An 11521-nucleotide genomic window follows, 5' to 3' on the forward strand; every position below is an offset into this window, starting at 1 on the left:
CCAATTTTATCGCTGAACATGCCACCAAAGGCATTAAAGGCCGACATCAGCTGATTGCTCAACTGACCGGCCGCACCACCGAGGCTACTGACACCACCCGGCGCCAGCGCAAATACCGCTTTCTCACTCAGTACCTGCTCCATGGACAATCCATGCTGAGCGGTAAACTGGATCACATACTGCCACGGTTCGCTCAGGTGCTCGCGCCCCTGAACGCTTAATACCGACAGTGAAGTTGACAACCCATCAATAGCCAACTGATAACGGTTTAAGCCATCATTCAGCGAAGAGAAACTACTGGCGGCACCCTGTTCGCCTGATAGGCCGCCCAGGCCGAAAGCCTGAAGCTGCTCATCCAGTAGATCTTTACCTTTTTTTATCAGTTGATCTTTCATCTTATATCCTTATAGATCATTGATTCTTATATATCGGCTAATTACCTTACCGTTAACCGCCGTAAAACCGCCCGCCCTTCCGGCATAAAATAGGTGCCAAAACGCACCAGCCCAATCTCTTTTAAGTGGCAGGTCAGCAGATAGCTGAGGATCATATCTTTATCACCCGGTTCAAGGCTGAGCTCGACGGCATATAAACGCGGTTCATACTTCAACAGCGTATGCTGAATAGCGCGCATCAGGCTGTGGGCCGATGAAGGTAGCTCCTGATAAATCAGGCTGAGGTCAGGTAAGCCGTAATCGGGGAGATATTTAATCGCCCCCGCCCGGCTATTGAGAATGCGCTGGATATTATCCATGACGCTTAAAATCGTTTGCGTCTGTTCATTCACTTCATCGACATCAATACCAGACTTAAAGCTCCCCATCAGGGTTTCATACAGTGACGGTCCCATAATTTCCGTTCCTATTTCAGCGGAACCAAACCAATTGCATCATAGTTGGCAATCAGTAACCTTGGTTTATCAGCGTCCAATTCACTACGCTTAATCACGACCTTCCAACTGCCTTCAGTCAGGTCTGGTTTACGAAACAGCGCCACAATACCGACATAATCCGCTTCTTGATTCATGGGTACATCAAGCGACACCGCCGACGCCGGATATAACACCACTTCATTTCTGGCTAACAGATCAACACTTAGCGTTTTATAATCATCTTCCAGCAGTTCCTGATAGGTGGCCTTATCAAAGTTCTCCACTTTGCCTAATTGATATACCCGGATCATCAACGAGGCTGGCGCTTCTTCATCTCCGGGATTTAGCTGGGCGCGAGCGGCAAAATCCAAATGCAATATATGAATTTGTTTAACAAAAATTGCTTTGGCAACGCTGACCGTTCCTTCCTTGGCGGATTGAATCGCACCACAGCCGGAAAGGACTACACCCGCCAGTAATAAGACGATCCCTTTCAACATTCGCGTTAACTGGCTGTTTTTATGTTTATTCATTATTATTCCTTCTTATCCCTGTTGCCCCGTTAAGCCCATATAGCGGCCAAGATTAACGGTGATTTCCTGCTGTTGTTTTTGTGTATTTTTCATTGCCAGTACCGCGGTCAGCCCTAAGCGTACTCTGGACTCGCCCAACTGAGCTTTCGGTAATAACGAACGTTTCACTTTCATATTCATGCTGGCATCAAAGCGATAACCTAAATAGGCGCGCAATAAGGCCATCAAATCGGTGTGAATTGACTCGCCCGGTAAAAGCCCTGTTGCCTGCTGAAGATCCGTTGGCGTGATAGTGATATGGACGGTACTGTTGCTGTCTTTAAGACGTCGGCCTAATACCGCACAGCGCTGTAGGCTGATGGGGTCCGAACGATCCAGTTTGGCCGGTGATTCCAGATTGACCCATTGAGGATAAAACTCTTGAATATCGACCTTTGCCCCCGGCAGCAATAGATTAACCACACAGCGTAATCCGTCGCCGGTACGGGTGCGCTGGGTAATCAATCCCATAAGCGCCAAAAAGCGTGACGGCGGCGCAGCTATCTGTTCGCTGGCACCATCAATACCAAATCCAGCCAGCCCTAACAGACACTGGGACACCAGATCGGTTCCCCCGGCACGGAAACCCGCCGGATAGTAATACTTTAACCAGATTCGATAGTACTGAGTCATCACCCGGTGGTTAAAGATATCCAGAAACGCTTCCAGCGCATCATGCCCTTCCTGACGCTGAACAATATCATCCAGCCAGGCATAGGGCAGCACCGCATCCACGCCATACAGCCCCAGAAACGTGGTGCGTACCGTCGGTGGACGTTCAGGATATTCATCATCCCACTCCACACGCTTAATTTCGCTGGAAGGAAAACCCATTTCCGGCACCGGACGAAAACGCACCGGATCGGTAGCCGGGGTTTCGCTTTTCCCCAGCGGCGGCAAGTGCGGATATTGCTGTTCCAGGTACTGACAAAACCGATAAAAGTTCATCTGCGGAACCTGCCGGAACAGTCCTTCCATCAAAGGGGAGAGCGAGCTGTCTTGCTGTCGTTCCATGTTAAACGTTTCCCTGTAGGTAAAAGCACCAGCGTCAGGCGGGTAAAAAGATTCAGATCGGCATACAGCGCAAAGAACTGATGCAGCAGCTCACCAAACAATGAGATATCCCCTTCACCGGGGAATTGATGAGCATTCAGGGTTATTTCAATTTCAACCCCGCGCTCCAGCATGCCTTTCGCCATCCGCCGTATGGGTTTGTGTTTCACATCGACAATACCTTCCAAACGACGGCGATTTAGTTCGTTATCAGTCCAGTCATACAGCGCCAACGTACCGCGCAATACTTCGGCATTCATCAACGACAGATAGTTTGGTGCCAAATGGGACAACACCCGCCAATGAAAACGGTCGTTCACCGGTGGATAGCACGGCAGCGTCGGCGCACACAAGTTACGCACCGCAATCACTCCAGTTTGGCTATCGCTAATTTGATTAATCGACGCGTTACGTAATGCCTTACGCGGCAGCATCCCATTGGTGCCGGTGATGCGTAAAGACAGGGTTTCATCGTAGACTTCTTCCGCCCGTTCCCATACCTGGCCACCAAGAATCAACCAGGTATCATGTAAACCGGAAGCACCACGTCTGACCCGCGTATGATAATAACGCTCTGGTGTGTCGTGGCGCAGCATGCCACCGCGATGACGGAAACTGGTAAAGGGAACATAGACCGCGCGCCCCTGTCGGCTAATGGACTGCACTGCATCGACCGAATAGATTTCAATATGTCCATCCTGTTGCAGCAATGGCCGCAGCAAGTATTCGCTGTCGAGTTGATTGACCCGAACCGGGTCCGCTTCCAACGGGAACAGGTTGATCACCGGAGAACAGTGCAAACGGATATTTTCCGCGCTAAACGGCAGATCGTCAGCCCAAACCTCATTAAGGATCAACTCAAGCTCAAAGGCACTACTCCCTTCCGGCATACGGTTAAGGTCTAACCCGGTCAGATCGAGAAACATAAATTTTTCACGAAAGGTGAAATATTCCAGCAGTAGCTGATAGCCACCAAACGCATTGTCCGGCTTTAACCACAGTCGTTCATCATCAGCAAACCCAGCAGGGGTAATCTTGCCGTTAAACGGTTGAGTCGCACCGTCTTGATAACCGGGAAAACGAATGTTCATTGAGGCGACTTGATGCACCATTGACCGATACAACGCTGACGCCACTGGCGTATCGGCATTGAGATACAGACGCAAGTTTGAGATATCCATCTGCTTCCAGTCCGCCATCGGACCAAAATCAAAGCGAATATAGATAACCGAACGCCCATCCTGATGGCTGCGCACACCGGCTCTACTCACCTTCAGCGGCTGCAACTCCACAGTTTGCGTGGTTTGATATTTACAGCGGGTCTGCGATGGCCCCACCGGCCCAGTTTGTACGCCAAATCCCGCCTCGACCACTTCTTTACGCGCCAGAATATTATGGTCAGGAAACAGCTCAACAATGGATAACGATGGAATAATCCGCAGATAATGCGGCCACAGTAAACTCACCACACCTTCGGTCAGTTCCGGCAGATCATCATCCAGCTTCTGGCGTAATCGCCCCATCAAAAAAGCAAAGCCTTCAAACAAACGTTCAACGTAGGGATCGCGATCCCCTACTCGGTCAAGATTTAGCATGCCTGCGCGATCGGGGTGAACCTGAGCAAATTCTTTGCCCGCCTCACGCAAATAGCGCATTTCTGCTTCGTAATAGCGTTTAATCAAATCGTCCATTATTAAGATGTCCGTAGCCCGTTTTAACGAGCGTTATTATTCACTGAATATCGATTCAATGTGATTATGATGAATTGGAGTAACGGGTTTAAGTTAGTCATGGTGTTCAGCCAAAAGAGCATGAGTATTTAGCTTAGGTGGGGGCAGGCCCAATATAACCCTCCCCCTCTGATTAATATCCTGCTGACAAAGGCCTCTAAATTGCCAAACGACAGGAGAGATCTCCGTGGGGGTCTTAGCAGCAAAAGCTGCCGACAAATTTGTCAGGAACAAATTTGAACAGCGCTAGCGCTAGCCCAGAGGGTGAGACACATGGAGGTGTCTCATAATTGCCCGTAGGAGATCTAGGCCTGTCGCCCTCCATCGCTAAGTTCTGTCGTCCTTTCCTACCTCTAAAACGTCAACGCCCTGGCGGGATGCAGTGCCGTCAGCTCGCTAAGCAGCGCCTCTGCCTCTTTGCCTAATCCGTCTTTATCCGCGTCTTTTAGCTGGCTCTTATGTTGAATCAATTTCAACAGTCGGGCTTTTACTTCAAACACCAAATCCGGTTCCCAGCCCAATAACCGATACCCCTCAACGCGCTCATTCAGCGCCTTCAGTAGCCGAATCGCCACATCACGCTGCCCCTGATGTTCAGCCACCCGCGCCAACAACATACGCTGTAAATAACGCTGACGATCGGTCTGCATATCCGGCAAGCTGTATATCCAGTTAAAGGCTGCTTCCAGGCCATCACGCCCAGCAATTTCCATTGACTGCTGCTCTATTTCGCTCCAATTATTCCCCCCGTCAACCGGAAGTGGTGCCAGCGCTTCACCTTCATCCAAATGACGCATGGTGGCAGACGAGGCGATCCAAGCCAGCGTATCATCATCGGCAAACGGTGTGCCGTCACTGTAGGTCAGTCGCTCAATCCCTTTCAGACGATCTAACATCAGCGCCACGTCAGTCAGACAAATTTCCTGCCATTCACTGTAGGGTGAACCGGCGTTAAGCATGGCATCGCAGGCATAACGCTGGAGATCAAACCAGAAATGATTGGCCGCTTCGGAAAACGCTCGCTCAACCTGTTCTAATAATTCCAGCCAGTTTTGCTGTAACCACAGCCGGTTTAAATGTTGTTTCAGCTCGACCCGCGGCGCCACCAACCGGGTAGCATATTGCACATCGTGAGGAGGCAAAGCGTTAACCGTATCCCATCTCACGCTACGCAGCATTCGCGCTGCCGCTAAATAGCCATCGGGCTTTTCACGCAGAAAAGTCGCCATCTGGCGCGCCTGATCTAATACTTCTCTCAGCGAATTCACTGGCTCATTTTTAACTTTAAGCGCCGACGGCGCTTGATTTGCGGATATTGGCGCAGCCGGCGCCGACGGCAAAGGTGCCGGATGCGGATTTTCCAGCCGAGTTTCAAACAGACGAATAAGCGCCCGTAAATCTGGTTGAAGCGCCTCTGGCCACTGACCGGTGTATTTCATCATCAGCGCCAGCGCTGAAATGGCTCGCTCCAGCTCATCATGTTGAAACGTGGTTTGCGTTTCTAACAGGTCGGTAAATTTTGCGCTGGCCAGCCATTCTATGGCCAGTTTTTTGCTTTCGGCACGTTTCGGAAACAGATCCAAATCGTAACGAGCAACCAAACCCGCCATCAGCTCCAAACCGTCCGCTAAGCCTTTAATTCCTTCCCCTCTGAGGCGAGCCCAAGCGTAATAGGAAGCCACCCGCAGATCCTTACTGCGCTCATACAGCAGCCCTTCACTCAGTTCAATAATCAGAGCGGCATCAATGCCTGATAGCTTGGCGATTTCTTCCTTGATAAGCAGAAAGTCATCGTCATACCCCGGATCTTCTCCCGTCGGGCTATCGCCATCAATCGGCTCCAGCCAAGCCTGCCAGTGTTGCTTAATGCGCTTGTTAACCCCTTCCTGCGGGTTGCGCTGACCGAACAGCGTTTGTAGTAAATTAGTTAGCATCGTGTTCAATTCTTCTCATTCGTGTCATGGGCTTACTACTGGCTTGTGTCTCGGCGCTATCGGCGCTCCCTTGTTCTACAACTTCCGCGTTAGCCGTTTCCGCTGGCGTTTCAGCTTTGCTCTTCTTTCTGACCGGCGGTACGGTTGAGGCATCTTCGGTAGAAACCGGATTACCGATAATTTTTTGCGGTTGTGCTTTCTTTGGCTTATTTGACGTGTTCCCTTGTTCGGTTTGATATTGCGAAATAACCGGCTCTGGCTTCGCCGATGCCGGACTCCGGCTGGTAACAAACACGTTAGAAGGTAAAACAAAGCCTCTTAGCTTTAATAGTTCCAGCGGCCCGGCATAAGTCTGTGCGCGCAAGATATAGTTCAGACTTTTACCATCTTCCGCTTTCCACTCAAGTCGATAACGACTGCTGTCCAGTTGAGTTACGCTGGCCTGATCCAATAAACGCACCCAGCCCCAACTGCCCTTAGCACTATCATAAAGACGCAGCCCGGTTTCCGCGGTGCTCCAGCTAAGCTGTGCACCGGGGGAGTAGGTTTCTCCCGGCCAGTTCATGGTTTTCCAGATTTCCATTTGGTTAAAGTAAACCAAGCTTTCACCATCCAGCAACAGTTCGGTTTTAACCACATCCCGGCTTGGGCGAGCCATCAGCTCAAAGCTCATCGCCGCATCACCATTGGCATACAGCATGCCTGACACTTTACTTAACTGATTAAGGGCATGGATAAACTGCGGGTTAAACGTCAGTCCCTGAGAGTTCATCGGATCCGCTACCCAAATATCCCCCTGTTTATGCAGGATACCGGCCAGTTGGGTGGTAACAAAACGCTCAATCATGCCGCTATCTGGACGTAAAAAACGGCCAAGCTCCGGTAAAGAAGCATCATTGCCGGTCGCTCTAAACGGATATCGACCGTTAAACGCCCGATTCCATGGGTCGGCAATGCTTTCACGCCATGCGCTGTTGAAGCTCATCGCCGCAGGCTCCAATACCGCCTGCCACGCCTGCTCCAATGGCTGGACAAATAGATTATTACCAAAGCCAGACCACTCTTCCCCCATACTGGCCGCAATCAGGCTGCCATAGTCGCGGGTATCCGTCAGATCGATGGCTTTACCTTCAAACACCGTTTTAGCCAATGCCTGCGTCATCGCCTGCGGATCCGGGGCACTGGTCACCTGCTGGAGCTTAAGGCGAACTCGAGTAACCCGGGTTAAGTAGGTTTGTAAATTCAGCGAATCGCCGTTCTCCTGAGCACCGCCCTGAACCAGACGCAGCAGCGGGCCAAAGGTGCCGTCTAATGGGCCAACGGGAATACTGTCATCAACCGGAATAGCCTCCAGTTTTTTCGCTTTGCTGCCAAACACTTCCTGAGCCGATTTAACCAAGGTATCCGAAAGCGCTCGGCCTTTTTGCGCCGTCTGTCCCTGATATTTCACGGTATTCATCAGGGCAATCAGCGGTGACTGACGAACGTCAGAGACTAGCGTGAGCTGGTCAATCACGTCAGAAATAGACTCTGCCCGCTGCCAACTGATGCTGTTTAAGAAATTTAACCAGGCGGCGCTGTAATCGGTAAAGTAGCGTTCGGTTAAGCGCTGTTTCAGCTTCTCCGGTGAAATTTCACTGTTCAACTGCTTACCGCTATCGGTCAGTACCCAGTCGATCTCTTCGCGACGATTTTTAGCGGCGCGCTCAATTTCTTTCTCCACCATGCCTTCCCAGGCTGCGCGGGTAAAAATACCGGGCACTTCTTCGGTGGTATTAAACAAGGTTCGACTATCGATACCATTCAATACCTGCTCGAGTGAAAGACTGCCGTAGTTCTGTGCAACACGCTTCAAAATGCCCTGATAGATCGCGGTTTCAGCATTCTGCATACCAACCTGATTGATCAGCACCTGACGGGCATCGGTAACCAGACTTTTATCTGATTTAATCGCCCAGTCAGGGTGACGCGACAGGTTATTGGCGTAAAACTGCATCAGTTCCGGACCGATACTCTGCCATACGCCAGCGGATACCGTGTCCGGTGCCTGCTTAGTATTCTCAATCAGTATATTCCCCAGTAATGGGGCATCCACCCGATCGGGACGCGACATCATCAGATAGGCTTTCAGGCGATCGTAGCCCTGCTTTGCTAAAGTCGCTCGCTCTGGATTATTCGGCGACATCTGAACCAACTGCTCCAGTTCATTAGTTAGATTATTGACCAGCGGTAGCTGAATATTTTGTTGGTTAGCCTGATGATAATAGGGCCATAGCGAGGTCAGTAAGCGATCGTTCTGGTTCAAACCAAAGCGTAAATACCATGGGCTGCCGTATTCAGTGCGATACTGCAACTGAGATAACTGCTGCTTAAACGCCTGCTGGCGGGTCAAGCGTTCGGTCATACTGACGCTAAAATCATTGCTCTGCCGAGCTAAATTTTCCGCCGATGCGATCAGCCCACGGTTGCCGATATAAGAAATAATACAACCCAGACTAAACAGAATAATCACGCTTAACGCAGCCAGCGTAGCACTGTTCAACCACTGCATTCCCACGCCATGCCCTTTGGCTACGCGACTATCATCAATAATCGCCTGCCAGGTTGATGTGGGTTGAAAGGCGTGATCGGCCAGCGTTTCAGCCCGATTCACTTGCGGGGTAAACAACAAACCACGCAGTTGATTACCCCCCTGTGCCGTCAGGAATGTCGGTAACCAGCCGCGCAAACGAGGAATATCGCGCTGTTCCAGATCCTGCGCCAATTGAAGCAGGAACGCATGCTGATGATTAATCATCACCTGCGTCATACCCAAATCAGTGGTTTGCTTCACAACCGAAGACAGCAGATTAATTAACGTTTCTGGATGCGGTTTACCCGGAAATAACGTGCCCACCGGCTGCTCTTCCTGTTCGGACTGCTGCCACTGAGTTCTGCGTATATCTAATAAATAGAGCGGCGCAGCCCAACCCATCAGCTTATTGCGGGAGTGCATCTGCCACAGCGTCTTATCCTGTAGCGCTTTTTGCTCTTTGGTGGGGGCATAATAATCGGCGGCCACGACCCACACCTGTGCGTCGATCGGTTTACGCCAGCGTAGCTTTTTCAGCTGTTTAAGCCAGTTCTCATCCAACGCTGCCTTGGTCGAACCGCCCCAAATCAACAGCGCATCGTTACCCAACTGCCAACCCTGAGTGATTAACCCGGGGGCGACCTGCTCTACTTCCGCCGTTTCGCCGGTCACTAGTAGCCAGCGCAGTTTACGCCGCCAGAAAAAGCCGTAGCGGTGGCGGAGTTGATCGCGCATGGCGTCAAGTCCGGTAACCACTTTCAGTTCGATCTCTTTTTTCGGTTCGGCGGGATTAAGTTTTTTATTGTTCGCCTTGAGGTTTGAATAAGCATTATTCAGACTAGTGACGATCATCGGTATCATCAAAAATCCGAAAATAACCAACATCGACAGCAACCAGATAGTGCCTTTTTCTCCCCAGGTCTCCCAACCCAACCGATCGCCAAAGAAATACAGTACGGCAAAAATCGCCACTGCGACGATCAGGGTGCCGATAATTAACCCCCAGGTCCTCCATTTATTCTTCATGCTTGTTCCTTTTGTTGCTTGTCCTGTATGGGCTGTATCAGATTAAAGGCGATTTGATTATTTATATTCGACGCGGCCAACTGCGTTTCACCGGTTTGCTGCACTGCCGCAACGGCTAAAGACAGACCGAGCCAGCCATTCAGTTTTCCCGGTAATCCGTGGTATAGATCGATATAGTAGGTTCCGCTTTTCTCTTGTTCATGACGTAAATCGAGTTTTAATTCAGATAAGCAGGCCACAATATTCGATTCAGATTTCCCCTGAAATCCGGTCAGCCACAGATGATGGGTAGTCTCCATTTCACGCTGTACCTCATGCATTTGCTTGAGATCGTCATGGGCGGAGTCACTATCAGATAACATCGGTCTGAGTACTTGAGCTCTAGGCGTTAGTTCAAGGGCTTCAACCTGTTGTTCACTGGCCAATAAAAAAGCACAGGCAAACTCTGATGCGGTAAACGCCGTATTACTGTGTAAATCTTCCAGTTGTAAAATAATCAGTAATTTAATCTGGCTATCCGGATTATCAATCCAGTGTTCAATGGCGGATAAATCAGCGGCTCGCCTGACCTCTACTTCAGTTTTATGAGGGATCCCCAGTTGCTTCCAGGCGGCCTGAAAATCGTCTTTTACCGGATTAAATACATTATTGGCATTGAAGATTTCTACTTTGATCTTGCGATCGACAGGTAAAGCCGATAAGGCGGAAAACTGTGCAAACAGCATTTCAGAAATGGCCTGCTGCTGCCGGTTTCCCAATCGCTCATCTTGATAAAACTCCAGCGCAATAGCCTGATGCGAATTAACCGCCATATCTTGTGATTGAGCTAAAAAAGCTTTGGCCGATTTCCCTTCTGGCATCATGGTATGGCTACTTAAAACAACCAAATGGCGGCTTGCCCAGTTATTCCACCTTAAGTCGATCAGTTGCTTTTCTTGTTCCCATGACTCAAAACGGTCAACTTCCAGACCATGGCTATACATTCGCCAGCTAAACAGCAATGCCCAAATAACAATCTCGACGATTAAAATCGCCAGATAAGAAATAATCTCCTCCGATGTTGACTGTTTCGGTTTTAATAAAAAAATCAGCAAGGCTGAAATAACCAAAATAGCCATCAAAACAATAAACCAGCGCTTTAAATTAGGCGTCTTTAATTTATCTTCCGATATAATAATGGGCTTAGGCCAGGACATAATAATTATTACCCTATTGAAACCGTTGGTAAGCTGGTAATTAAAGTACATCCGCAGGCGGTACGGCAGCCGTCGACGGCAACTTGTTTACCGTCAGAAACCCAACCTGAAGAACCTTCAATAATAGGATTCACCCCATGTCCGGTTTGCGGGCAATCAACTAAATCGCCAACCAGCGCAATTTTCTTCCCATCCATGACCGCGGTTGATGTCGCAGTAATAACCGTACCGCCATGCGAAGTACGATCGCCTAAACGAATAACGCCTTTAGACATTTGGAATTCCCTTTATTTAAATAAGAATTTAAGTATTGAGTCGGTTTATTTTTAAAGCCGTGTGATTGTTTATTATTTAATAAAATATATAAGGTTTTATTTTGGTTTTAATAAAAATAAATAATATCGTTTTATCAATTAACAAGGATGGTTTCTATCTTTCTTTTAGTTTGAATTTTTCCGGAACTTCTGGCGCGATTCGATAATGATAAACACAGGGGGCAACTAATATTTGTTGGTACTGTTTAGTATCCGGCACATAATAAAACTCACCGTGCTCTTTACAGTCTTT

The 11521-nt window shown here is 49.3% G+C and carries 9 protein-coding genes; all 9 read right to left on the reverse strand.

The genetic code is table 11. From position 1 onward, the window contains the following. Positions 1-395: hypothetical protein (locus BMZ28_RS17035; protein WP_139211650.1), on the reverse strand; the 395-nt coding region annotated here is incomplete at its 3' end. Between the two features lie 41 nt (positions 396-436). Then, positions 437-850, reverse strand: coding sequence for a type VI secretion system baseplate subunit TssE (gene tssE, locus BMZ28_RS17040; protein WP_047780848.1), 414 nt, complete (start codon positions 848-850; stop codon positions 437-439). A gap of 11 nt (positions 851-861) precedes the next feature. Beyond that, a complete protein-coding gene (gene tssJ, locus BMZ28_RS17045; RefSeq protein ID WP_053007570.1) occupies positions 862-1404 on the reverse strand; it encodes a type VI secretion system lipoprotein TssJ in 543 nt (180 codons plus the stop codon). 12 nt (positions 1405-1416) lie between these two features. Next, entirely contained in the window at positions 1417-2457 is a 1041-nt protein-coding gene (gene tssG / locus BMZ28_RS17050) for a type VI secretion system baseplate subunit TssG (RefSeq protein ID WP_047780847.1), read from the reverse strand. Next, positions 2421-4187 carry a type VI secretion system baseplate subunit TssF gene (gene tssF, locus BMZ28_RS17055; RefSeq protein WP_074825120.1) on the reverse strand — a complete coding sequence of 589 codons (1767 nt, stop codon included), beginning with the start codon at positions 4185-4187 and terminating at the stop codon, positions 2421-2423. Before tssF ends, tssG begins: the two co-directional genes overlap by 37 nt. A gap of 392 nt (positions 4188-4579) precedes the next feature. Continuing rightward, positions 4580-6160 (reverse strand): type VI secretion system protein TssA, encoded by a 1581-nt coding sequence (gene tssA / locus BMZ28_RS17060; RefSeq protein WP_074825123.1) that lies wholly within the window; start codon positions 6158-6160, stop codon positions 4580-4582. Then, a complete protein-coding gene (locus tag BMZ28_RS17065) occupies positions 6150-9758 on the reverse strand; it encodes an ImcF-related family protein (protein ID WP_053007569.1) in 3609 nt (1202 codons plus the stop codon). The genes tssA and BMZ28_RS17065 overlap by 11 nt, the downstream gene beginning before the upstream one ends. Further along, a complete protein-coding gene (locus tag BMZ28_RS17070; RefSeq protein WP_074825126.1) occupies positions 9755-10954 on the reverse strand; it encodes a KPHS_23130 family T6SS system protein in 1200 nt (399 codons plus the stop codon). Before BMZ28_RS17070 ends, BMZ28_RS17065 begins: the two co-directional genes overlap by 4 nt. An 8-nt stretch (positions 10955-10962) precedes the next feature. Beyond that, a complete protein-coding gene (locus BMZ28_RS17075; RefSeq protein ID WP_047780843.1) occupies positions 10963-11229 on the reverse strand; it encodes a PAAR domain-containing protein in 267 nt (88 codons plus the stop codon). Between the last annotated feature and the right edge of the window lie 292 nt (positions 11230-11521).

The sequence above is a fragment of the Pragia fontium DSM 5563 = ATCC 49100 genome (assembly GCF_900112475.1).
GTDB classification, from domain to species: Bacteria; Pseudomonadota; Gammaproteobacteria; order Enterobacterales; family Enterobacteriaceae; genus Pragia; species Pragia fontium.

Excerpts from the sequence above, each read along its gene's own strand:
- tssE (WP_047780848.1), bottom strand. The coding sequence starts at position 850 with ATGGGACCGTCACTGTATGAAACCCTGATGGGGAGCTTTAAGTCTGGT.
- BMZ28_RS17075 (WP_047780843.1), bottom strand. The coding sequence starts at position 11,229 with ATGTCTAAAGGCGTTATTCGTTTAGGCGATCGTACTTCGCATGGCGGT.
- tssG (WP_047780847.1), bottom strand. The coding sequence starts at position 2,457 with ATGGAACGACAGCAAGACAGCTCGCTCTCCCCTTTGATGGAAGGACTG.
- tssJ (WP_053007570.1), bottom strand. The coding sequence starts at position 1,404 with ATGAATAAACATAAAAACAGCCAGTTAACGCGAATGTTGAAAGGGATC.
- BMZ28_RS17065 (WP_053007569.1), bottom strand. The coding sequence starts at position 9,758 with ATGAAGAATAAATGGAGGACCTGGGGGTTAATTATCGGCACCCTGATC.
- tssF (WP_074825120.1), bottom strand. The coding sequence starts at position 4,187 with ATGGACGATTTGATTAAACGCTATTACGAAGCAGAAATGCGCTATTTG.
- tssA (WP_074825123.1), bottom strand. The coding sequence starts at position 6,160 with ATGCTAACTAATTTACTACAAACGCTGTTCGGTCAGCGCAACCCGCAG.
- BMZ28_RS17070 (WP_074825126.1), bottom strand. The coding sequence starts at position 10,954 with ATGTCCTGGCCTAAGCCCATTATTATATCGGAAGATAAATTAAAGACG.